Consider the following 24,676-nt stretch of genomic DNA (forward strand, 5'->3'; position numbering starts at 1 on the left):
AATTAAAATTTTTCTGAATTATATATTTTTTTGCCATAAATAATGGTTAAAAATATTAAATCATTTGTTAATGAATCTATTTTGTGAATATTCTTAAAAATTTATTAAGAATTTAATTAGCTTCTATTTCGTTAATTAATAGATTGTTAGATGTTATGAATAAAAAAGGCATCTGTTAAGATGCCTTTTTTTTAAATGATATAAACTTTGTTTTAGTCTTGAGTTAAAACCCATGAGCCATTTTGTAAAAGTGGTTCGGCTTGTTTAAACTTTACCGTTTTACTTTCTCCACTCATTACATTTTTAATGGTAACGCGTTCGTTTCTTCCAATTTTTGGCTGTTCTCTGGTAATTGTTTCAGTGACCGCAGGGCGTTCAGCTTGATTTTGACTTACTGCTCTACTACGAGCCGCCAACTCATCGCTATTAGGAATTTCTTCTTTTGTTGTCTGTAAATTCTCTTTACGTTGAACATTTCTTTCTTCTTGAATAGCATTAGGGTTCTCTGAAGGTAATTCACCTTTGAACAAGAAAGAGACAACATCTTTGTTCACTTTCTCAATCATAGATTTGAAAAGCTCAAATGCCTCGAACTTATAAATTAATAAAGGATCTTTTTGCTCGTGAACCGCTAATTGTACTGATTGCTTCAACTCATCCATTTTACGTAAATGTGTTTTCCACGAATCATCTATAATAGCCAATGAGATGTTTTTCTCAAAATCGGTAATCAATTGCTTACCGTTACTATCATAAGCTTCTTGAAGGTTTGTTACTACATTCAAGCTTTTTATTCCGTCAGTAAAAGGAACTACAATACGCTCAAAGTTATTGGCATTATCTTCATGTACCTTTTTAATTACCGGGAATGCCGCTGCAGCATTACGCTCCATCTTATCATTATAATGCTCGTATGCAGCTTTGTAAATTTTGCCGGTAATTTCTTGAGCAGATAATTTACCAAACTCAGCTTCATCCACAGGAGCAGTGATAGAGAAGTATTTGATCAATTCAAATTCTAAATTCTTATAGTCACTGGCAGCTTTATTGCTTTCTACGATAACCTCACAGGTATCATAGACCATATTGGCGATATCTAGCTTTAAACGCTCGCCTTGTAATGCATGGCGTCTTCTTTTGTATACAACTTCACGTTGTGCGTTCATAACATCATCATACTCCAGTAAACGCTTACGTACACCAAAATTGTTCTCTTCAACTTTTTTCTGAGCACGTTCAATAGATTTTGTCATCATGCTATGCTGAATAACTTCACCGTCTTCCAAGCCCATTTTATCCATCATCTTAGCAACCCTGTCAGAACCGAATAAACGCATTAGGTTATCTTCCAAAGAAACATAGAATTGAGAACTACCTGGATCTCCTTGACGACCAGAACGACCACGTAATTGTCTATCTACACGACGAGAATCATGTCTTTCTGTACCAATAATTGCTAGTCCGCCAGTTTTCTTAACAGCATCAGACAATTTAATATCCGTACCACGACCTGCCATGTTCGTTGCAATGGTTACAACACCGGCATTACCGGCTTCAGCAACTACATCTGCTTCTTTCTTATGAAGTTTTGCATTCAGTACGTTGTGTGGTACTTTACGAACACTCAATAATTTAGATAACAATTCTGATATTTCTACAGAAGTAGTACCAATCAATACAGGTCTACCTGCTTGACTTATTTTGGTAACTTCTTCTATAATGGCATTGTACTTTTCTCTTTTTGTTTTATAGATAAGATCATTTTTATCTTCTCTAGCGATTGGTCTGTTAGTAGGAATTTCCATAACATCTAACTTATAGATTTCCCAGAATTCACCAGCTTCTGTAACAGCTGTACCTGTCATACCCGCAAGTTTGCTGTACATTCTAAAGTAGTTCTGTAAAGTAACCGTTGCAAAAGTTTGTGTCAATGCTTCGATTTTTACATTCTCTTTCGCTTCTATTGCCTGGTGCAATCCATCAGAATATCTACGACCATCCATAATACGACCGGTCTGCTCATCTACAATCATTACCTTATTATCCATTACCACATACTCGGTATCCTTTTCAAATAAGGTATATGCCTTTAATAATTGGCTCATGGTATGAATACGCTCACTCTTAATCGTGAAATCTTTAAAAAGCTCTTCTTTAAGTTCTGCTTCTTTTTCAATTTCAAGATTTTGATTTTCAATTTTGGCAATTTCTCCACCAATATCTGGCATCACAAAGAAGTCTTTGTCATTTTCGCCAGAAATATAATTAACCCCTTTATCGGTCAATTCAATTTGATTGTTCTTCTCATCGATTACAAACAATAGATCTTCATCAACAACTGGCATTTCCCTGTTGTTGTCTTGCATGTAATAATTCTCTGTTTTTTGAAGCAGTTGTTTTACTCCTTCTTCACTTAAGAATTTAATTAATGCTTTATTTTTAGGTAAACCTCTATATACTCTTAATAATAAGAAGCCACCTTCTTTAGTGTCACCTTCTGCTATTAGTTTTTTAGCCTCTGCTAAAACTCCCGTTAAATGCTGACGTTGCTTTCTTACGATTTCGTCAACCTTTGGTTTTAACTCATTAAACTCATGACGATCCCCTTCTGGAACCGGACCTGAAATGATTAATGGTGTACGGGCATCATCGACCAAAACAGAATCGACCTCATCAACCATGGCATAGTTATGTGGGCGTTGTACCAAATCTTTTGGTGTGTGCGCCATATTATCCCTTAGGTAATCAAAACCGAATTCATTATTTGTTCCGTATGTAATATCTGCATTGTAAGCAGCACGTCTACCATCAGAATTTGGTCTGTGGTAATCTATACAATCTACTGTTAAACCATGAAATTGAAAAATAGGTGCCATCCAAGCACTATCCCTTTTTGCCAAGTAATCATTTACGGTTACCAAATGTGCACCGTTACCACTTAATGCATTTAAGTATAAGGGTAGTGTTGCAACTAGGGTTTTACCTTCACCTGTTTGCATCTCTGCAATTTTACCTTGGTGCATGGCAATACCACCAATAAGTTGTACATCATAATGTACCATGTCCCAAGTAACTTCCTTGCCGGCAGCATCCCAAGAATTTTTCCAAATGGCATTGGTGCCTTCAAGAGTAACATAGTCTTTAGTACCTGACAAAGTTCTGTCATATTCAGATGCTGTCACTTGTAAGGTTTCGTTATTTGCAAAACGCTTGGCAGTTTCTTTTACAACGGCAAATGCTTCTGGAAGTATTTTGTTCAACGTATCTTCAGATATAGTATATGCTTCTTCTTTTAGCTTATCTATTTCTGTATAAATATCTTCGTTTTTGTCTATATCTGTAGAGTTTTTAACCTCTTCTTCTAAAGCACTGATTTGGTCAGTTTTTTCTTTGATAGATTCTTTGATAGCCTTTTTGAACTCTATTGTTTTCTGCCTAAGTTCATCATGACTAAGGTTTTCCAATTTAGATTCGAAAGATTTTATTTGATCTACTAAAGGCTGCAATTCCTTTACATCTTTTTGCGATTTATCACCAACAAATGCCTTTAGGATGGAATTAATGAAACTCATATATTTTAATCTATTAGAATTGAAGCTTTTCTGTCAGATATGATGATCAAAATAGCTTTCAAAATATTTTATTATCGATGCTGTTAAAGAGCAAAAGGTATTCCAGTCTTGATTTTTCGACCAAATTACCTAAGAACCTGTCAAAATTACATAAAAAAAAAGCCTCCGAAGAGACTTTTTAGTAGATATTATGATATCGAATATTAATATTCGTCCTCGTTCCAGAGGTAGTCTTCTTCCGTTGGATAGTCGGGCCAGATCTCTTCTATAGATTCATATATTTCGCCACCTTCTTCTTCCATAGATTGTAAATTTTCAACAACCTCTAGAGGGGCTCCAGTTCTGATGGAGTAATCTATTAACTCATCTTTACTTGCCGGCCAAGGTGCATCACTTAAATAAGATGCTAATTCTAATGTCCAATACATAGTAATTTTTTGATTTTAATTTTTTGCAAAAGTAATTTTTAAATTGAGACAGCAAAGAAATTAGTAATAAATTTCAGCTTATCAATACGTTTTTTTGCATTTGTTAATTGATAACGAATAAATTACGGATTTATTAGTCCTTTTTTTTAGGAACCCATTTTATTTCATTTGCTTGTAAATCAAATGACAATTTTCGTGCCAATACAAAGAGATAATCTGAAAGCCTATTTATAAAAGATAATACATTTTTGTCAAACGGCTCATTTTGGTGTAATAAAGTTGAAATGCGTTCTGCTCTTCTGCACACGGTACGGGCAATATGACAGTATGACACTGTTGTGTGCCCGCCAGGTAAAATAAAATGGGTCATTTGTGGTAATTGCGAATCCATTTGATCAATGGCTTCTTCTAAAAAGTTGATTTCGGTAGTACCTACTTTCGTTATTTTTAAACGCTCTGTACCATTTTTAAGCATCTCTTTTTCTGGGTTGGTAGCTAAAATAGCACCAACTGTAAATAAATGTTCCTGTATTGCAATGAGCTGATGTTGGTAAATAGGGTCAATATCTTGATCTCTTATGAGTCCAATCCAAGAATTAAGTTCATCTACAGTACCATAACTGTCAATGCGTATATGATGTTTAGGAACACGTGTGCCTCCAAAGAGTCCGGTTGTGCCATCATCACCTGTTTTAGTATATATTTTCATCTTAATGAATGTTAGAAAGTAGTAAAGGTAAAACTGTGGTTAACATGAATGTTTAAAATAATGGCTTGGCTTTTATTCCTTATTACCTTTATTTTTTCTTTCATAATCACCCATGAATTTTTGTGATTTTCGGTCTTTGGATTTTCCTTTACTGGTAATGCGAATAGCTAAATATATAGCGAATACGACCCCAAGGGTAATGTAAATGGTATTACTGCTCATTAAGATTTGCTTTAGTCTAAAATTACTGGTTTATATCCGTATTTTAAAATGTTCCTTTACTTGTTCTTTTCTAAAAAATACAGCTCCACAATAAAACATATCTATAGTAACCCTAACATGTTCATGAGTTTTAAGATATTCCCAAATTACTTTATTGTTTTTGTTTTGATGTATTCCGTCTAAAAGTAGCATGCAGTCGTTTGGTAGTTTACTGAAGTCTATATTTATTTTATCTAGTTCATTAATATGAGCTAAGATGATATCGGCATTGTTTTCAACGAAGGTTATATTATTACAATGTTGCTTTATAATTTCTTGGGATGTTTTATAATTGTCCACAAGAAAAACTGATTTGTACTCAAAGTAGCCTATACTTTTTATGATAACCTTTAAGGTTGCCGGAAGCTTTAATTCTTTTTTTAGATAGAGACACTTAGTAATGTAATCATACACAAATGGAGAATGAACACCGTGCTGATTATTTGAGGTTAATAGAAATTTAATAAAAGATATAAAACGAAACACTGGTTACTTTTTCAATTTTATATCAAAAGTAAAGATTGTCTGTGAACTTAAGTTTGATTTTTGAATTTGACTTTGTGTTTAAAAGTAAGTATGGTAAGTAATGTGGTAGGTAAAATGTGGGGCGAAAAGGGAAATGATTTACTGTATTAAGAAAGTTTAGTGTTGTTCATTTTAGTTGAGAATTTTAAAGCTTTGATAACTCTGTTGTTTTTGTTCTTGTATAATCTAGCAACCTCAATTGTGTTTTTAGTTTCAATTGTAGGAACAACGATATCATTACTTTCAATTGTCTGAACCATCTCTACTTGTGCAGTTTCGATCTCTACAGAAACATTCTCATTGTTAGCTTGTGCCTGAGCGAAGAAACATGTGAAGATAAGAGCGGTTAAAAGAATAATTGATTTCATAATATTTGTTTTACACTGCTAAAGTACAGGTAAGGTCAAACATATTTGAGCACTAGTCGGTGGGCGTCATTTAACTGTAGACGAATGGTAAATAGGTTTCGGTTTTTAAAATGAGATAAGATGAAAAATTAATTAGATTCGGAATCCGGTAGGTAGCTCAATAACCGTAAGTATTGGTGTTGACAGCTTTAGTTAAAGTGATAAGCTAGCTATTGATAGCATGTGGGTTATAGGGTTGAATAGTTTTTTGAATTGAATTTGACTTTTGAGTTTGTATTTGATTCCTGAACTTGAACTTAAAAAGTAGGTAATGGTAAGAAAGTGGGGTAGGTAAGATGTGGGGCGAAAAGGGAATTGAATTATTGTATTAAGAAAGTTTAGCGCTGTTCATTTTAGTTGAGAATTTTAAAGCTTTGATTACTCTGTTGTTTTTGTTCTTGTATAATCTAGCAACTTCGATTGTGTTTTTAGTTTCAATTGTTGGAACAATAATATCATTACTTTCAATTGACTGAACCATCTCTACTTGTGCAGTTTCTATTTTTACAGAAACATTCTCATTGTTAGCTTGTGCCTGAGCGAAGAAACATGTGAAGAAAAGAGCGGTTAAAAGAATAATTGATTTCATACTATTTGTTTTACACTGCTAAAGTACAGGCAAGACCAAACATATTTTGTCGCTCGTCGTTGGGCGTCATTTAACTATAGACGAATGGTAAAAATCATTCGTCTATTATTTTTATGAATCTTAAAATTGTGAAGTGTGTATGCTGTAATGAGGGTTAACCTTCCATAAGGGCAGACAGTTCAAACCAACGTTCTGTTTTGGTTTCAATGGCATCTGTAATCTCTTTAAGCTCAATGGAAAGCTTTTTAATATCATCGCCACTTAAAGAACTATCAGTGAATTTCTCTTGTAGTGTTATTTTAGATTTTTCCAATTTCTGAATCTCTCTTTCCAGTTTTTTGTACTCTTGCTGCTCTGCGTAAGATATTTTTGGTGAAGCATCTGGTTCTTTCCAATTGGTCTTGGTGGTAGTTTGTGCTTCTTTTTGCTCTCTTTTTTCTAAAATCTGACTATCTTCATAAGCTCTGTAGTCAGAATAGTTACCAGGAAAATCTTCTACCACAGCATCACCTCTAAATACAAATAGGTGATCTACGATTTTATCCATAAAGTAACGGTCGTGAGAAACCACCATTAAACATCCTTGAAAATCCATTAAGAAACTTTCCAATACGTTTAGTGTAACAATATCTAGATCATTGGTAGGTTCATCTAATATTAAGAAATTAGGATTCTGTATTAATATGGTACACAAATAAAGTCGCTTGCGCTCACCACCACTTAATTTATCTACAAAATCATATTGCTTTTTTCTATCGAATAGAAAACGCTCCAATAATTGCTGTGCAGAAATCTGTCTGCCTTTCATTAATGGAATGTAGTCACCGAACTCGCGAATTACATCTATTACTTTTTGTCCTTCTTTTATTTCAATACCTTTCTGTGTATAGTACCCAAACTTGATAGTTTCCCCCACAACAACTTTACCGCTGTCAGGCTGGTCACGACCACTTAATATATTCAAAAAAGTTGATTTACCTGTTCCGTTCTTTCCTATAATACCAATACGCTCTCCTTTTTGAAATACATACTCAAATTTGTCAAGAATTGGTTTGTTGGGGAAAGCTTTTGAAATTTTATGTAGTTCAAGAATTTTGCTACCCATACGCTCCATGTTCAGTTCTAACTGAACTTGGTGGTCTTTTCTGCGTTGGCTTGCCTTATCTTTTATGACAGCGAAATCATCTATTCTAGATTTAGATTTGGTAGTACGCGCTTTTGGTTGTCTGCGCATCCAATCTAATTCCTTTTTAAATAATAATTCTGTTTTATGCTGTTCTACCGCTTCTTGCTCTATACGGGCTTCTTTCTTTTCTAAATAGTAAGAATAGTTTCCTTTATAAGGATATAACTTCCCGTTTTCTAGTTCTATAATTTCATTACAAACACGCTCTAAAAAGTAACGATCGTGTGTTACCATGAATAAGGTCATGTTCTCTTTGGCAAAAAACTCTTCTAACCACTCAATCATTTCTAAATCTAAATGGTTGGTAGGTTCATCTAAGACCAAAAGATCTGGTTTGTTGATAAGGGCATTTGCCAATGCTAAACGCTTTTTTTGCCCGCCAGAAAGTTTACCCACCTTGGCATTTAGATCATCTAACTTTAGTTTATATAGAATTTGCTTGTATTGCGTTTCAAAATCCCAAGCTTCAAAACGGTCCATTGCTTCAAATGCTTTTTGATAGGCATCTGCCTCTTCTATATTTAAAAGTGCCTTTTCATAGTTTTTGATGACTTGTAAAACTTCGTTGTCAGATGCAAAAATGGTTTCCTCAACAGTTAAGTTAGGGTCCATTTTAGGCTCTTGTGCCAAGAAGGATACACGTATAGATTTACGGTAATTTACTTGCCCGCTATCTGGTGTATCTGCACCAGACAGAATATTAAGAATAGATGTTTTTCCTGTACCGTTTTTAGCGATCAAGGCAATTTTTTGATCTTTATTGATACCAAAAGAGAGGTTGTCAAAAAGAACATGTTCGCCATAGGCTTTCGAAATATTTTCAACGGTAAGTAAATTCATGTAGGGTAACTTATTTTATTTATCGGTTATTTTTTTACTCTTAAAATAATATATGAGATACAAATAACGAATAGCTAATGCTAGTAAAACGATGATTAATAATATGGAAAACACTTGAATTTTAAATATCCACAGCATACAAGTGATACCAAGTAATATGGTTAAGAATATGATGTAAGTTATCATCCATGCCGGAATCTGCCTCTTAATCATCATAAATGCGATTATTATATTTGGAGCAAATGCCCAAAGTGAATTAAAATTGGCTTTGGTAGCTAAGTGATCTGTTGCAAACCATAGGAATAATATAAGTACACCTGCTAACCCGGTGACAGCAAAAAGCCCAAAGTCTAACCATTTATTTCTACGTAAATTTTTGTAATCGTTATAGGTGATATAACAGACGAATAGCAATATTATACTAAGCCAAAATAACGGAGTTAAAAATAGTAATGACCTGTCCTCTTGTTCTGGTATGTCTAATAATACCGTCTCTTTTTTAACTATCGGTTTGCCATCTAAAGTGGTATGTTTCATTTGTTCATACACATAAATGGGTAAGAATAAATGCTCATATGGAGATGCTTCTCTGTCTATTACAGAGCCTAGCGCAAGGTCAATACCAAAATTGGACCATGAATTCGGATTCAGTTTTAACCGAATTAACTCCCTAAACGTTAATTGCTCTTTTAAATGGCTGTAATCGAATTTGAATGTGTTCCCCAAAGTTTTTTCGAACACCGTTGGTATTCTTGTGGCGCAATTATCGAACAGAAAATCATACTTGTACTTCTTGTTCTCAGGTAACAAGTTGTTTTCTAAGTAGGTGACAATACTATTACGTTGTTCTAAATTGACGTCTAATACTTGTTCTCTTATCCACCGTTTTTCTTGTTGGTAAGAGTATTCAAAATATTTGAACGGAATTCTAGAAATGGTATAGGATAGTTTACCGCGGGTGAAATTCAAGTAGAAGTTCGGGTCTTCAAAATCATAGGTGCCGTAGCCGTATACTTCATCAATGCCTAATGTTGGGTCTTGTAAGCGAATGGCACTATGCCCAAATTTGGCTGCTAAATCTTCACCTGTACCAACAGTAAGTAAACTGATTTTTGATAATGGCGAAAGTTGTGCATTTTGAGCGTGAGCCAAAAATGCAGTGAAAAGGAGTACTAAAAGAAATGTGATTTTTCTGAACATATCTTTACTAGTTCATAGCAGCTGCAAAGATGCGAATAATAACAGACTTGAAGCAGGTTGGATTTTTTAAATTTTTTGTAAAAGATGGTGATTTGGTTGTACTACAGGTCAAATAAAACAAAAGCCACCTAAATTAGGTGGCTTTATGAATATGTGATAAAAAGAAATTTAGAATTTATGAAATGGTGACAACCAAATCATCTTGCTTTACCATACTACCTTCTTTTAAGCTAATTGAGTCTACTTTACCAGACTTAAAAGCGGTTACCGTAGTTTCCATTTTCATGGCTTCAATAACAAATAAAGGGTCGTTTTCTTTTACCTCTTGACCTTTTTTGACTAAAACCTTATATAAAGAACCTTGTAATGGCGCTCCAATCTGATCATCGTTTGCCGGATCAATCTTTTCGTTTTCTTCAATTTTTAGATTTAAAGAAGTATCTAAAACATTTACGAATCTATTCTCCCCGTTTACCTGAAAGAAAACGGTTCTCATACCTAATTCATTTGGTATCCCTACAGAAAGTAGCCTTACAATTACCGTTTTACCCGGTTCTAATTCTATTAAGGTTTCTTCACGTAGTTTCATACCGTAGAAGAAATGCTTTGTTTGTACCAAAGCTAAGTTTCCGTAAAGTTTATAATTCTCATGTGCTTGCTCAAATACTTTAGGGTATAGCGTATATGAAAGGAAATCTTCCATTTCTATGGCACGTGTAAATCCTTTTTGAAACTTCTTTTTAAAGGCTTTAAATTCTTTGTCAAAATCTGTTGGTGCTAAATGTGCATTTGGTCTGTTCGTGTACGGCTTTTTGTTTTTAAGAATGATTTTTTGAAGCTTTTTAGGGAATCCGCCAACGGGCTGACCTAAATCTCCCATGAAGAAGCTAATAACAGAATCAGGAAAAGATATTTCCTCTCCACGTGTCATTATATCTTCTGTGGTAAGTTCATTGGTTACCATAAAAATTGCCATGTCGCCAACTACTTTAGAACTCGGGGTTACTTTGATCAGGTTTCCAAAAAGTTTATTGACATCGGCATACATTTTCTTAACTTCATCAAATCGGTCACCAAGACCCAATGCTGTTGCTTGCGGACGCAGATTAGAATACTGTCCGCCCGGAATTTCATGACCATATACTTCTGCAGTACCAGATTTTAATCCGGATTCAAACGGGTAATACAACTCTCTAGTATCTTCCCAGTAGTTAGAAAATTGATTCAGCTTTGGCATATCAAACTCATGTGCTCTTGGCTGTCCCTTCATCATTTCTACAACCGAATTAAAATTGGGTTGTGACGTTAATCCAGATAATCCGCCTAATGCTACATCTACCACATCTACACCGGCTTCAATTGCCTTTAAGTAAGTTGTTGTCTGTAATGATGAGGTGTCATGCGTATGCAAATGAATAGGTAGCTTTACCGTGTCTTTTAATGCTGTGACCAATTCTGTGGCGGCATAAGGCTTTAAAAGACCTGCCATATCTTTGATGGCAATCATATGTGCACCGGCATTTTCTAAGTCTTTTGCAAGCTGAGTGTAGTATTTTAGGTTGTACTTGGTTTTGTTTACATCTAGAATATCTCCCGTATAGCTCAAAGCTGCTTCTGCAATACCACCAGTTTTATTACGTACATAATTAATACTAGGTTCCATTGCTTTTACCCAGTTGAGCGAATCAAAAATTCTGAAGATATCTACGCCGTTCTCCCAAGATTTCTCAACGAATTTTTCAATTAAGTTATCAGGGTATGCTTTGTAACCTACTCCGTTTGATCCACGAAGTAGCATTTGAAATAATATATTGGGTACCGCTTTTCTAAGTTCACGTAATCGCGTCCACGGACTCTCGTGCAAAAAGCGCATACTAACGTCAAAAGTAGCACCTCCCCAAACTTCCATACTAAAAGTGTTTGGGTGATTTTTAGCATAACTTTCGGCAACACGTAACATGTCATACGTACGCATTCTCGTAGCTAAAAGAGATTGATGCGCATCGCGCATGGTGGTGTCTGTATAATGAATTTTCTTTTCATCCATTAACCAAGCACAAAATTTCTCTGGACCCATTTCGGTCAGCATATCTTTTGTTCCCTTGGTATGTGGTTCTAGCGGATTGAATTTTGGTACTTTGGCATTTCTGAAAACTTTACTTTCATCAATATGCTTTACATCAGAATTACCGTTTACGATAACTTCGGCAAGAAAATTCACCACCTTTGAGGTTCTGTCTTGCGAAAGTTTTATATCAAATAGGGCAGGAGTGTTCTGTATAAAATTCACCGTTACCTTTCCATCTTTGAACGTAGGATGCTGAATGACATTCTGCAAGAAATGAATATTGGTTTCAACACCTCTAATTCTAAACTCTTTTAATGCACGTACCATTTTACGAGTGGCACCGTCAAGTGTTCTACCGTGAGATGATACTTTTACCAACATAGAATCAAAGAACGGACTCACTTGATACCCTTGGTATATACTACCGGCATCTAAACGAATTCCCATACCTGATGCACTTCTATATGTAGTTACCGTACCGTAATCTGGGGTAAAATTGTTACCTGGATCTTCTGTAGTTAAACGACATTGTAATGCAAAACCATAGGTAGCAATCGTTTCTTGACCAAATATTTTAATCTGCTGACTGTCTAATTTATAATTTCCTGCGACGAATATTTGAGTTTTTACCAAGTCAATACCGGTAACCATTTCAGTAACCGTATGTTCTACTTGTATTCTTGGGTTTACTTCAATAAAGTAAATGTTGTCATTAGGGTCTACTAAAAATTCTACCGTTCCAATATTGTTATAGTTTACCTCTTTGGCAATGTCAACGGCATATTTGTAAAGATTCTGTTTTACTTCTTCACTAACATTATGTGAAGGCGCTATTTCTACCACCTTTTGGTGACGGCGTTGTACAGAACAGTCGCGCTCATGTAAATGGCGAATGTTACCGTGATTATCCGCCACAATTTGTACTTCAATGTGCTTTGGGTCTTCTACATATTTCTCAAGAAACATAGTGTCATCGCCAAAAGCATTTAATGCTTCGTTTCTAGCAGAATCAAAATTCATTTCAAGATCTTCATCTTTTCTAATGATTCGCATACCACGACCGCCACCACCTGAGGCAGCTTTTAGCATTATTGGGTAACCTATGCTTGCCGCTTCGGTCAGGGCAACTTTAAGCGAAGTCAATTTTTTCTTATTGCTTTCAATAATAGGAACGTTACATTTTACCGCAACTTTCTTAGCGGTAATCTTATCTCCTAGAGCGTCCATCACTTTTGGATCTGGACCAATGAAAATGATATCGTTAGCAGCACATTGTCTTGCGAATTCAGAATTTTCAGATAAGAAACCGTAGCCTGGGTGTATGGCATCTACATTTTTAGCCTTCGCCAAAGCTATAATTTGCGGAATGTCTAAATAAGGTTTTAATGGCTGATTATCTTCACCAATTTGGTAAGATTCATCGGCTTTGTTTCGGTGTTGAGAATAGCGATCTTCATAAGTGTAAATAGCAACTGTTTTTATGTTTAGCTCTGTACAGGCACGTAATACACGAATTGCAATTTCACTTCTGTTGGCTACTAAAACCTTTTTAATCTTCATTTTTTGGCAATGTATTTAATGGTTAGTATTTATGACTATTTGTTATAAAACTTTAATTTTTATCTGAAATTGTTACAAAGGCTATAATTTAATTCTAAAATATCAACTAAACAATACTATGCATGCATAATATTTTTCATTTAAGAACTAATTTGTGATATGACCCTCTAAAAGGTAGTTTATATTTCAATACCATATACTTAAGTGGTTGTAATTTTGATTGTTGTACTCCGCTAATTTCAATGGATAACTTCTAGCGGTTTAAAGAATATAGATGGTCTAAGCGCTTTTTAGGTCAGAATACCACCAGCACCATATAATTATATTAATTTAGAGCAATAATTGAGATGAGGTATTTTTCCTTTTTGAAATTATGATTTTAGACCGACTATTATGAAAAAGCATATTCCTAATTTTATTACTTTATTAAATGTTTTCTGTGGCTGTGTGGCTACCATGTTTGCCGTTATGAACAGGTTAGAACTTGCTGCCATATTTGTAGCGTTAGGTATTTTCTTTGATTTTTTTGACGGATTGGCGGCTCGTGTTTTAGATGTTAAAAGTGAATTGGGTTTGCAATTAGACTCTCTGGCAGATATGATTACTAGTGGGCTTGTGCCTGGTATTGTTATGTTCCAATTATTATCAATGTCACAAACTAGCGGATGGGGAGATGGTTCTCACTTTTTTATGGAAGCTGGTAAGTTTCAGGTCATACATTTAATTCCGTTTTTAGGGTTTATAATTACAATGGCATCCGGTTATCGTTTGGCGAAATTCAATATAGATGAAAATCAGACGTCTTCCTTTATCGGTTTACCGACCCCTGCAAATGCACTTTTAATACTTTCTTTACCTCTCATACTTTTATATCAAAACAATGATTTTCTCAATAGCTTAATTCTTAATCAATGGTTCTTGATCATATTAACGTTGGTAAGTGCCTATTTGCTAAATGCCAATTTGCCGCTATTTGCATTAAAATTCAAGAATACTAGTTTTAAGGATAATGCCATGCGTTATATTTTTTTAATTATTAGTCTAGTGCTTATCGTTACCATGAAATTCATGGCGATACCTATAATAATTCTGTTTTATGTAGTAAGTTCAGTGATACAAGAGAGACTTTAAACATAGCATTATTTAGGTAGTACTACTATGAAAAATGAAGAATATGAATTTTGGTTGAGCGGACCTATACAAGGTGTTCCAGATTTACTACAACCTGCTGCTCACGCATTATTACAGTCTGAAAAAGAACTTAAAGCGTATACTGCTGATTTTCCTAAAGAACTTTTATGGGCAAAAACGTCTGGTAGAGCTTCTGTTGGGTTTCATATGAATCATATTACAGGTGTACTAGATAGAATGTTGACCTATGCTAAGGGTGAATCTTTATCAGATGAGCAATTTCAATTCCTAAAAAAGGAAGGTGCTTTTAATTTAAACACCGAAGTGGTCGACTTGCAAAATCAATTCTCGACAAAGGTTGCCGAAGCTATAGCATACTTTAAAACATTGCCAGAATCTTCGCTTACCGAAAAAAGAGCAGTGGGTAGAAAGAAGTTACCATCTACTGTAATCGGACTTCTATTTCATGCGGCAGAGCATAGCCAAAGACATATTGGTCAGTTATTGGTGACGGCTAGCGTACTGCAATCAAAGACTTTATAATTTTTTTTAATCAGTATTTATTAGCGTATGAATACATCGGTAGTTATTATCGGCGCAGGATTAACGGGTTTATTATCCGCATATCGTTTACAAGAATTAGGTTTTGATGTCAAAGTGTTAGAGGCACGTGATAGAATTGGTGGTAGAATACATACTTTACGATCGGGTAACGCTAAAGTTGAAATGGGCGCTACATGGTTTAATGATAATCATTTTCATTTATTGGATATCGTAGAAGAATTCAAGGTTCCTTATTTTGAACAATTTATGACCGGTACCACTTATTTTCAAACATTTTCAAATGTGTCACCTCAAGAAATTACAGTGCCAAACAATAGCCCTAGCTATCGCTTTAAAAATGGTACGGTAGATTTACTAAATTCTATCGCTGCTAAATTAAAACCAAATACTATCTTTTTAAACGAAGTGGTTAACGAGGTAAATGTGCTTAATAACAATACTGAGGTAAAAACCAATTCACGCAAATTAAATGCCGATATTGTTATTACGACATTGCCACCTGCAGCATTAATAGACCAAATAGAATTTTCTCCGGCGTTACCAAATGATTTCATTGCATTGGCAGAACAAACCTACACTTGGATGCAAGACTCCATAAAAGTTGCCTTAACATACGGGAAGCCATTTTGGAGAGATCAAGGAAAGTCAGGTACCATATTTAGCAATGTTGGTCCGTTGACAGAATTCTATGATCAATCTAATTTGGATAATGAGTCGTACGCACTTGTCGGATTTGCATCTGGTAGTTGTGCTCGTTTTACCAAAGAACAACGCATAGAGAAGATTGAAGCGCAATTGAAAATGGTTTTTGGAGAAGAAGCTTTGCAATATGAATCATATCATGAAACAACTTGGTATGATGAAGAGTTTACAAAATCTAACAGGCAGGTAGCTAATTTGTTTCCGCATCAAAATGGCGGGCATGCATTATATCAAGAGCCTTTGTTTGCTAATAAATTGTTTATTTCTGGTGCAGAAACATCAAAACATCACTCTGGTTACATGGAAGGCGCTATTTTTGCAGCTGAATCTGTTGTTGCAAAATTGAAAAGTTTGCACCTAACGCAGTAAAACATACATGTCAGTTACCTTATTATCATCCCCATTACAGGGTTTTACCGATTTTAGATTTCGAAATGCATTCCATAAATATTTTGGAGGTATTGATACATTCTATGCGCCATACATTCGTTTGAATGGAAAAATGGTTATTAAAAACTCGTACCAGAAAGATTTACAGCCAGAGAATAATACCACTTTAGAAGTGATACCGCAGGTAATGACCGGCGATGCTGATGAGTTCTTATTTGTTGTAAAGTATATTCAGAGTTTAGGCTACAAAGAGCTGAACTGGAATTTAGGTTGTCCTTACCCAATGGTAACGAAGCAGGGTATGGGTAGCGGACTCATTTGTAATCCAGAAAAAATTGACCATATTTTAAAACGAGCTCACGATGAAACAGATGCGGTGATTTCTATGAAAATGCGAATGGGTTATGAAAATGCAGAAGAAATATTAGATGTTTTCCCTATTCTAGATAAATACCCGTTAAAGAATATAGCTATTCATGCACGTATTGGCAAACAATTATATAAAGGGGGAGTAGATTTAGATGCATTCCAAAAATGTATAGAGAGTACTAAGCATACTTTGTTCTATAATGGCGATATAACAACCGTTGCTAAGTTTAAGGAAATGAAGGAGCGTTTTCCTAGTATTGATCATTTTATGATGGGTAGAGGATTAATTGCCGACCCATTTCTACCTAGTATGATTAAGAATAATACTACTGAATACCCAAAAGACCGTTGGAAAATTTTCTCGGAATTTCATGATACTATCTATCAGCAATATGACGAGGCATTATCTGGACCCACACCTATAAAAATGAAAATGCGTGGTTTTTGGGAGTATTTTGCATTGTCTACTTCCAATCCGCATAAGGCATTTAAGAAAATAAAAAAAGCTAACAATCCTAGGGCTTATCAACAAGCGGTGCGTGAGATATTGAATAACAAGTGAGATTTTTCTTATATTAGTATAATTCATTTAATATTCTGATATGCAAAACAAAACCACCAAGTTTTTATTAAAAATGTTCATGTTTTTTCCATTTTGTTTGGCTTTTGGAATCTTAAGTAGTCAATTTAATCTCGATGATTGGATTTTTTTCCTGATTGTGGGGTTTGTGGGAGCATTCGGTCTTACTTTTTGGCAACTTTTTGATTATGAAAAGTTTAATGATATTGCTTATGAAGATTTTTTAGAATCTAAGCACAGTTTGAAATTAGAGAACACTAAGGAAAATTGGAATCAATTTTATGAAATGATTAAAAATCCATTATTGGACTTGGAAATTATTGAGAATACGGAGAATAAATTGAAGGTTCAATTTGAACGAAAATTTTCAGATTCTATTCTGACAGTTAATAAAACACCAGATGCTATTATAGTAAGTATTGAAAAAAAGTTTTTTTCATTTTTACCGGATCGTGCAGAAAATTATCGCACTTTACAGAAGTTTGCAAAAAGTATACAGAAATCAACTAACATAGTAACAGGCGGTGCGTGAGATATTGAATAATGAATAGGGGAACAGTTATCTTTGCAGCATTGTTCTAAAACACCCGTGTGAAAGACCTTCTTTTAATAACTCCACCTTTTACCCAATTAAATACGCCGTATCCCGCAACGGCCTATATTAAAGGGTTTTTGAATACAAAAGATATTTCCTCATTTCAGTCCGATTTAGGGATTGAGGTTATTTTATCACTTTTTACTAAAAATACGTTTCAGCAACTTTTTGATATGGCTTTTTCTGCAGATGCTATAGTGTCTGAAAATTGCCAAAGAATTTATGCCCTTCGTAATGATTACTTAAAAACGTTAGATGCTGTTATTCTTTTTTTACAAGGGAAAAATGACACCTTGGCAAGGCAATTGTGTACTGATAATTTTTTGCCACAAGCTTCTCGTTTTGAGCAGTTAGATGATTTAGAATGGGCTTTTGGGAATATGGGTATGCAAGATAAAGCCAAGCATTTGGCAACTTTGTATCTTGAAGATTTGTCAGATTTTATAATAGAATGTATTGATCCCAATTTTGGGTTTAGTAGATATGCAGAAAGACTTGGACGTAGTGCAAATTCATTTGATGAATTGTATAATCACTTGAATGAAGAACCTACGTTTATTGATGAATTAACACTAGAGATTTTACAAGAACAACTAGAAGAAATACAACCTAAATTGGTGTGTTTTTCAGTGCCTTTTCCTGGTAATTTATATAGTGCTTTTCGCTGTGCCCAGTTTATAAAGGCTAATTATCCTGAAGTGAAAATTGCCATGGGTGGCGGATTCCCAAATACGGAACTACGAAGTCTTACAGATGTTCGCGTCTTTGAATTCTTTGATTTTATTACCCTTGATGATGGTGAGCTTCCGTTAGAATTAGTGCATCAGTATGTTATGAATGGGGAAGGGGAGTTAAAACGTGCTTTTATCTTAGAGGATAATAAAGTCGTTTATAAGAATGATAGTATTAGACCAGATTACAAGCAGCAAGATGTTGGTACGCCAGATTATTCTGATTTGCAATTAACCAACTACATTTCTGTTATTGAAATTGCCAACCCAATGCATAGCTTGTGGAGCGATGGTCGTTGGAATAAGCTCACCATGGCTCATGGTTGTTATTGGGGTAAATGTACTTTTTGCGATATCTCTTTAGATTATATAAAAATATATGAACCTGTAACCGCTAGTTTGTTGGTAGATCGTGTAGAAACGTTGATGGAACAAACAGGAGAATCAGGATTTCATTTTGTAGATGAAGCTGCACCGCCATCATTAATGAAGGCATTTGCCCTAGAAGTTTTGAAAAGAAATTTAACCATTACGTGGTGGACGAATATTCGTTTCGAGAAAAATTTTACGCAAGACTTATGTTTCTTATTAAAGGCATCAGGCTGTATTGCGGTTTCTGGCGGATTGGAAGTGGCATCAGACCGATTGCTAAAATTAATTGATAAAGGGGTAACAGTAGAACAAGTTGCACAAGTAACGCGAAATTTTACCGAAGCTAATATCATGGTGCATTCGTATTTAATGTACGGCTACCCAACACAGACGGTTCAAGAAACAGTTGATAGTTTAGAAATGGTGCGTCAGTTGTTTGAGTTGGGAATCATACAATCTGGGTTTTGGCATCAATTCGCATTAACGGCTCACAGTCCGGTTGGGTTACAACCTGAGGAATACGGAGTAATGCCAGATTTAAAAGATATTACCTTTGCAAACAATGATATTGATTTTAAAGATAAAACGGGAGTTGATCATAGTAAGTTCAGCTTCGGATTAAAGAAATCGCTCTTCAATTTTATGCACGGTATCGGTTTTGATATGAGTTTGCAAGAATGGTTCGATTTTAAGATTCCGCCATCAACCATATCCGCAGACTATATATACAATTGCCTACAACAAGAGTTGGTATTGAGTACAAAGTCAACCGCTAAAATTGCATGGATTGGCCCTATGCCATTGACAAATGAACGTGTTAAGAAGAAAAAAGGTATGACTTGGCAGCAACTAGAACTGGGTTTTCATACCAATACTGATTTGTATGAGATAACAGTAGAAAAGGATAAAGGAGAATGGTTGTTATCTATACTAGAACAATTAAAACCTGAGAATAAACCCTTAAGTTACGGTCAGTTAAAAAAAGATTATGAATCCCAGTTAGCAGATTTTGAGCTTTTTTGGTATTCTAAGCAAGTAACGGGTTTGCGTGACTACGGACTGTTAGTGCTATAAAAAAAAACTCGCGATGAAATATCCTACGCGAGCTTTTAATTTAACTAAACCATTATTTAAGAATAGCTTAAAGAATACCCTATTTCAGTAGAGTAACTTTCTGATAATAATGTGTCTACAAAAATCCATTCAGAAGTTACATCTGTAGTAGTGAACGTTGTCATCATATAGCCTCTTCTTGATGCATCAAAATAATTTAATCCGTCTATTAATGCCACTAATGCTTCTTGAAATCCTGCAATTAATTCTGGTGAAGAATTTGCGCCAAGATATGTTTCAAAACCAGGTGAGCTAATAGAGGATGTTGCCAGTTCTATTCCTACTTCCGTTCCATTTTCTGAAGTCAAGGTATTCTGCCATGCATTATGGGTGTCGCCTGCAAAGGTTACTATCTTTTTACCGTTCAATGCATTATAAATAATTTCCCTATCCATTGGGTAACCGTCCCAAGCATCTAAATTATAAGGGATAACGGTATTTACTCTTGCAATCTCCGCTGCACTTAGGCTAGGATCGTTATTTAATGATCTTAACTTAATAGTTACAAGTTCTGTTAGAATGGTGCCAAAATCTTCAGAGCCAAATGCCGTTAATAATTCTAAAGGTATGTTCATTTTACCCATGAGTACTTGTTGCCCTAAAACTTGCCATTTGGCTGAGCTACTATTTAGTTCAGATATAATCCAATCTCTTTGGGTTACTCCTACAATAGAGCGGTTGGGGTCGCTCAATGCAGACTGAAATGCTTGAGCATCAAAGCCGATTGCGGTATAGTAATCGCCAATATTTAATTGCTTATCTCTACCTATAAGGCGAGTGTCCATTAAAATAAGATTGACAAGGTTGCCAATATTTACAGAACGGTAGATAATGCTATTGTCATCTGCAGCTATTCTTGAAAACGGTAAAAACTCGCTGTATGCTTGTAGTGCATTTTGTTTTCTAACTTCAAAACTACCCTCTGTTGCTTCATCATGATTTTCTGCGCCTTCTATATAAGTGTCGTTGGCAATTTCATGATCGTCCCATACACAAATGAACGGCTTCTTTTGGTGGGCCAGTTGTAAAGAAGTGTCAGACCTGTATTGCTTGTACCTAGTTCTATAATCATCTAAAGAAATGATTTCTCCGGCAGGTTCATGAAATCGATTTAAAAAAGCATTTTCTTCTGTAGATCCGTATCCGCCAGCGCCATATTCATAAAAATAATCGCCTAAATGTACAATGATATCAGCGTCAGAGTTTGCCATAGCATCGTAAACATTGAATAAGCCAGCTTGGAAATTAGAGCAAGAACAAACTGCTAATTTTGCTTGTGTGGCGTCTATTGGTAAAGTTATGGTTTCACCAATTACAGAAACGGAATTATCGGTTGTGCTTATAAATCGATAATATAATTTTTGGTCAGCTTCCAATTCTGTCAACTCTATTGCTAAAGTATTATCTCTTGAGCTCTCAGTTGTGATTTTTCCTGTTCGTAATATGTTGTTGAAGTCATTTTTTGTAGAAACTTCCCAGATAATTTCAACGTCAGTATTAACAAATCGTGTCCAAATTATTACGCTTGTGCTACTTGGGTCAAAACTAGCTACACCGTAATTGAAATTTTGAACATTAAGTGTAGATTCATCGTAATCTACTTTTAAATCGTTATCATCACTACAGCTTATAAAATTGGGCGCTAGTATTAGTCCGCCCGAAGCCATTATTGCTTTTTGAATAAAATTTCTTCTTGTATTTTTCTTCGTTTTCATGAGGTAATTTAGTTTCCTCAAAATTGTTTTAATTCCCGCCAAAGCATGTTAGTTGAACTTTATGTTTAGGTTATTGAAACTATTGATGATAATAATTGATATTTGGCGTTAGTCAGTTTTCTAGGTTCTGAATGAATTCCTTAAGTTTGATAATTAGCAAATACATCTATGACCCCAAAAATTGTTACTCTAGAAGAGAAAAATTTAGTAGGATTTTCTACCGAAATGAGTTTATTGGATAATAAAACACCAGAACTTTGGAAAGCTTTTAGGCAAAGAAGTAAGGAAATCACCAATAGGTCGTCTGATGATTTTATCTCTCTTCAGGTTTATCCTTTGGATTATTTCCAGGAGTTTTCTCCCGTTAAAAAGTATATAAAATGGGCTTGTGTTGAGGTTGAAGATTTTGATGCCGTTCCTGAAGAAATGAATAGTTTAGTTTTAAAAGGTGGTTTATATGCAGTATTCAGTTATAAGGGAACCGCGCAAAACGCTCAGGCATTTTTTCAATATATTTATGGAGAATGGATTCCTAGGTCTAATTATAATTTAGATGACCGTCCGCATTTTGAGGTGCTGGGTGCCAAATACAAAAACAACGATCCAGATTCAGAAGAAGAAGCTTGGATTCCTATTAAAGCAAAATGAAAGACCCGGAAAAAGCGCCTTGGTATTATTTGTTGTTACTGATTTTGGCAGGGGAGAGCGTCTTTATTTTACCTTTTGTATTGCAACGTGTTTTTAGACCAACGGTCTTAAAAGTGTTTGAACTTGATAATGTTTCACTTGGACTCTGTTTTTCGGTTTATGGATTTGTTGCTTTGGTTTCATATTTATTAGGTGGTCCTTTAGCCGATAAATTTCAACCCCGAAAATTAATTGCCATAGCGCTGTGGATGACCGCAATAGGTGGATTGGTATTTTCCACTTTCCCCGATTACTTCACATTACAAGTACTTTACGGTTTCTGGGGATTTACGACTATATTTCTTTTTTGGTCACCTATGATTAAAGCTACACGAGTATGGGGCGGTCAAAGCTCTCAAGGCAAAGCTTTTGGTTTTTTAGATGGCGGTAGGGGACTGGTAGGGGCACTATTTGGAACATTGGGTGTACTTGTCTTTTCTCATTTTATGTCTGCAGATTTAGAAGTTGCCACCTTAGAAGAAAGTAGGTTTGCATTTAGATATGTGATATTGACTTCGTCTGGTATAGTTACTATTATAGGCGTTCTAGTTTGGTTTTTTATGCGATTACCAGAAAGTCTAGAAAAGGATATTGTTCTTGAAAGAATTACGGTTGATCAAATTAAAGAAGTACTTCGCTTACCTTCTGTTTTACTTCTAATGATTATAATTCTGTGCGCCTATGTAGGGTATAAAATCACCGATATATTTTCTCTTTATGCACAAGATGTTATGTTGTATAATGAGGTGGAATCTGCAGAAGTAGGTACTTTTTTATTATTTGCAAGACCTATAATAGGTGTTTTTATAGGAGTCATTGCAGATCGCTCAAGACCAAGTTTATTTTTGTTATTAGGTTTTGTAATAGCGCTAATTGGCTCGTTGATTTTTGCTTCAGGAGTTGTTTCAGATGTTTCTTATTTTATATTCCTATTCTCCATTATGATTGTGGCATTAGGGGTGTATGCTATACGTTCTCTATACTTTGCGGTGATGCAAAGCGGTAAAATTCCGTTAGTACTTACCGGTACTGCAGTTGGCCTAATTTCATTAATAGGCTATACTCCAGATATTTTTGCTGGACCGGCAATGGGCTATTTATTAGATGCGTCACCTGGGTTGAAAGGGCATCAACATGTGTTCACTATGCTGGCTGTTTTTTCCTTTATCGGTGGTATAGCAGCATTTAGATATTTTCAACTTTATGGTAGACCATTCAATGACAACAGCAAAAAATCTTAATCTATTTTTATCGGGAATTATCGTTATCATAGCTGGTGTGGTTTATGGGGGGCATCCTGCTTATGTTATGCCAGAACTCTTAGGTTTTGAAGTAGTAGATTTGGAATTAAAGAATATGCTCCGTGCTGTAATGGGTATTTATATGGGAGTAGGGCTATTCTGGATTTTAGGCTCTTTTAAAGCGAATCTTTGGTATGCTGCAACCCTATGTAATATGCTTTTTATGGGTGGTATAAGTTTTGGTAGAATAGTAAGTACCGCTATAGATGGAGTATCGCCATTATTTACACCAGCACTGTTTCTAGAACTTTTGTTCTTCGGTTGGGGATTGTATAATCTTAAAAAGTATAAAGAGTTGGACTAGATTTATAGTATTTAAAAATCAAGTTTCTTTTTACGTAACTCAAAATTCTGACCTAGATATACCTTTCTTACCATTTCATCTGCAGCCAGTTCTTCTGGTTCTCCAGACTTTAAAATACCACCTTCAAACATTAGGTAAGAGCGTTCTGTAATAGCAAGCGTTTCTTGAACGTTGTGGTCGGTAATGAGTATACCAATGTTTTTATCTTTTAACTGCGCTACAATACGCTGTATGTCTTCTACGGCTACAGGATCAACCCCTGCAAAAGGTTCATCTAGAAGAATAAATTTTGGGTCGGTGGCCAAGGCACGTGCAATTTCTGTCCTTCTTCGTTCACCACCAGATAATAAGTCGCCACGACTTTTACGAATATGACCTAATCCAAACTCTTCAATAAGCGACTCCATTTTCATGTGTTGCTCTTTTTTGCTCAACTTGGTCAATTGAAGAACACTTAAAATATTTTTTTCGATACTTAACTTTCTAAAGACAGATGCTTCTTGAGCTAGGTAACCAATGCCGTTTTGCGCTCTTTTGTACATGGGAAATTTGGTAATCTCCATGTCATCTAAATAGATGCTACCGCCATTGGGTTTTACAAGCCCTACGATCATATAAAAAGAAGTGGTCTTACCGGCGCCATTAGGTCCCAATAACCCTACAATTTCACCTTGGTTTACCTCAAGGGAAATTCCTTTAACCACCCTACGGCCTCTGTAGGACTTCATTATATTGTCGGCACGTAACTTCATGTTTTCAAATCTATTGGTTATTGGT

The 24,676-nt window shown here is 35.2% G+C and carries 21 protein-coding genes; 9 read left to right on the forward strand and 12 right to left on the reverse strand.

The window, feature by feature from the left end; translation table 11 throughout:
• Nucleotides 1–212: 212 nt before the first annotated feature.
• The 10 genes from secA to PXD56_RS05940 form a co-directional block, all read right to left on the reverse strand.
• Entirely contained in the window at nucleotides 213–3,572 is a 3,360-nt protein-coding gene (secA, locus tag PXD56_RS05895; RefSeq protein ID WP_276492390.1) for a preprotein translocase subunit SecA, read from the reverse strand.
• Nucleotides 3,573–3,775: 203 nt separating this feature from the next.
• Complete coding sequence (locus PXD56_RS05900) at nucleotides 3,776–4,000, reverse strand: DUF2795 domain-containing protein (protein ID WP_027064442.1); 225 nt, start codon at nucleotides 3,998–4,000, stop codon at nucleotides 3,776–3,778.
• A 133-nt stretch (nucleotides 4,001–4,133) separates the two neighbouring features.
• Complete coding sequence (locus tag PXD56_RS05905) at nucleotides 4,134–4,709, reverse strand: cob(I)yrinic acid a,c-diamide adenosyltransferase (protein ID WP_276492391.1); 576 nt, start codon at nucleotides 4,707–4,709, stop codon at nucleotides 4,134–4,136.
• Between the two features lie 72 nt (nucleotides 4,710–4,781).
• Nucleotides 4,782–4,931: a hypothetical protein gene (locus PXD56_RS05910; RefSeq protein WP_276492392.1), complete on the reverse strand. Its 150-nt coding sequence runs from the start codon at nucleotides 4,929–4,931 to the stop codon at nucleotides 4,782–4,784.
• 30 nt (nucleotides 4,932–4,961) lie between these two features.
• A complete protein-coding gene (locus PXD56_RS05915; RefSeq protein WP_276492393.1) occupies nucleotides 4,962–5,456 on the reverse strand; it encodes a hypothetical protein in 495 nt (164 codons plus the stop codon).
• Between the two features lie 146 nt (nucleotides 5,457–5,602).
• A complete protein-coding gene (locus PXD56_RS05920; protein ID WP_276492394.1) occupies nucleotides 5,603–5,863 on the reverse strand; it encodes a hypothetical protein in 261 nt (86 codons plus the stop codon).
• 367 nt (nucleotides 5,864–6,230) lie between these two features.
• Complete coding sequence (locus PXD56_RS05925) at nucleotides 6,231–6,491, reverse strand: hypothetical protein (protein WP_276492395.1); 261 nt, start codon at nucleotides 6,489–6,491, stop codon at nucleotides 6,231–6,233.
• A 154-nt stretch (nucleotides 6,492–6,645) separates the two neighbouring features.
• Nucleotides 6,646–8,517, reverse strand: coding sequence for an ABC-F family ATP-binding cassette domain-containing protein (locus tag PXD56_RS05930; RefSeq protein WP_276492396.1), 1,872 nt, complete (start codon nucleotides 8,515–8,517; stop codon nucleotides 6,646–6,648).
• Between the two features lie 15 nt (nucleotides 8,518–8,532).
• On the reverse strand, nucleotides 8,533–9,717 hold the full coding sequence (locus PXD56_RS05935; RefSeq protein WP_276492397.1) for a lipoprotein N-acyltransferase Lnb domain-containing protein: 1,185 nt from the start codon (nucleotides 9,715–9,717) through the stop codon (nucleotides 8,533–8,535).
• Between the two features lie 175 nt (nucleotides 9,718–9,892).
• On the reverse strand, nucleotides 9,893–13,345 hold the full coding sequence (locus PXD56_RS05940; protein WP_276492398.1) for a pyruvate carboxylase: 3,453 nt from the start codon (nucleotides 13,343–13,345) through the stop codon (nucleotides 9,893–9,895).
• Nucleotides 13,346–13,738: 393 nt separating this feature from the next.
• Between PXD56_RS05940 and PXD56_RS05945 the strand changes: the two genes are divergently transcribed.
• The 6 genes from PXD56_RS05945 to PXD56_RS05970 are packed head-to-tail and all read left to right on the forward strand — an operon-like array spanning nucleotide 13,739 to nucleotide 19,853.
• Nucleotides 13,739–14,476 carry a CDP-alcohol phosphatidyltransferase family protein gene (locus PXD56_RS05945; RefSeq protein WP_276492399.1) on the forward strand — a complete coding sequence of 246 codons (738 nt, stop codon included), beginning with the start codon at nucleotides 13,739–13,741 and terminating at the stop codon, nucleotides 14,474–14,476.
• Between the two features lie 27 nt (nucleotides 14,477–14,503).
• The gene (locus PXD56_RS05950) at nucleotides 14,504–15,019 is read left to right on the forward strand and encodes a DinB family protein (protein ID WP_276492400.1); all 516 of its coding nucleotides are present in this window, start codon (nucleotides 14,504–14,506) and stop codon (nucleotides 15,017–15,019) included.
• Between the two features lie 27 nt (nucleotides 15,020–15,046).
• Nucleotides 15,047–16,111, forward strand: a complete 1,065-nt coding sequence (locus PXD56_RS05955) for a flavin monoamine oxidase family protein (RefSeq protein WP_276492401.1) — start codon at nucleotides 15,047–15,049, stop codon at nucleotides 16,109–16,111.
• A gap of 7 nt (nucleotides 16,112–16,118) precedes the next feature.
• A complete protein-coding gene (locus PXD56_RS05960) occupies nucleotides 16,119–17,063 on the forward strand; it encodes a tRNA dihydrouridine synthase (RefSeq protein WP_276492402.1) in 945 nt (314 codons plus the stop codon).
• Between the two features lie 40 nt (nucleotides 17,064–17,103).
• Nucleotides 17,104–17,613, forward strand: coding sequence for a hypothetical protein (locus tag PXD56_RS05965; protein ID WP_276492403.1), 510 nt, complete (start codon nucleotides 17,104–17,106; stop codon nucleotides 17,611–17,613).
• Between the two features lie 59 nt (nucleotides 17,614–17,672).
• On the forward strand, nucleotides 17,673–19,853 hold the full coding sequence (locus PXD56_RS05970; protein ID WP_276492404.1) for a B12-binding domain-containing radical SAM protein: 2,181 nt from the start codon (nucleotides 17,673–17,675) through the stop codon (nucleotides 19,851–19,853).
• 56 nt (nucleotides 19,854–19,909) lie between these two features.
• Here the strand turns inward: PXD56_RS05970 and PXD56_RS05975 are convergent, their stop codons facing one another.
• Nucleotides 19,910–21,607 (reverse strand): alkaline phosphatase D family protein, encoded by a 1,698-nt coding sequence (locus PXD56_RS05975; protein ID WP_276492405.1) that lies wholly within the window; start codon nucleotides 21,605–21,607, stop codon nucleotides 19,910–19,912.
• 168 nt (nucleotides 21,608–21,775) lie between these two features.
• Between PXD56_RS05975 and PXD56_RS05980 the strand changes: the two genes are divergently transcribed.
• Genes PXD56_RS05980 through PXD56_RS05990 form a run of 3 tightly spaced genes read left to right on the forward strand, consistent with a single transcriptional unit; the run spans nucleotide 21,776 to nucleotide 23,899 of the window.
• On the forward strand, nucleotides 21,776–22,255 hold the full coding sequence (locus PXD56_RS05980) for a GyrI-like domain-containing protein (protein WP_276492406.1): 480 nt from the start codon (nucleotides 21,776–21,778) through the stop codon (nucleotides 22,253–22,255).
• Nucleotides 22,252–23,535: an MFS transporter gene (locus tag PXD56_RS05985; RefSeq protein WP_276492407.1), complete on the forward strand. Its 1,284-nt coding sequence runs from the start codon at nucleotides 22,252–22,254 to the stop codon at nucleotides 23,533–23,535. The genes PXD56_RS05980 and PXD56_RS05985 overlap by 4 nt, the downstream gene beginning before the upstream one ends.
• Nucleotides 23,513–23,899, forward strand: coding sequence for a DUF4345 domain-containing protein (locus PXD56_RS05990; RefSeq protein ID WP_276492408.1), 387 nt, complete (start codon nucleotides 23,513–23,515; stop codon nucleotides 23,897–23,899). Before PXD56_RS05985 ends, PXD56_RS05990 begins: the two co-directional genes overlap by 23 nt.
• A gap of 11 nt (nucleotides 23,900–23,910) precedes the next feature.
• On the opposite strand, the gene lptB is transcribed toward PXD56_RS05990, so the two are convergent.
• Nucleotides 23,911–24,651, reverse strand: coding sequence for an LPS export ABC transporter ATP-binding protein (gene lptB, locus PXD56_RS05995; RefSeq protein WP_036153061.1), 741 nt, complete (start codon nucleotides 24,649–24,651; stop codon nucleotides 23,911–23,913).
• Between the last annotated feature and the right edge of the window lie 25 nt (nucleotides 24,652–24,676).

It is taken from the genome of Maribacter zhoushanensis (assembly GCF_029350975.1).
In the GTDB taxonomy this organism is placed as follows: Bacteria; Bacteroidota; Bacteroidia; order Flavobacteriales; family Flavobacteriaceae; genus Maribacter; species Maribacter zhoushanensis.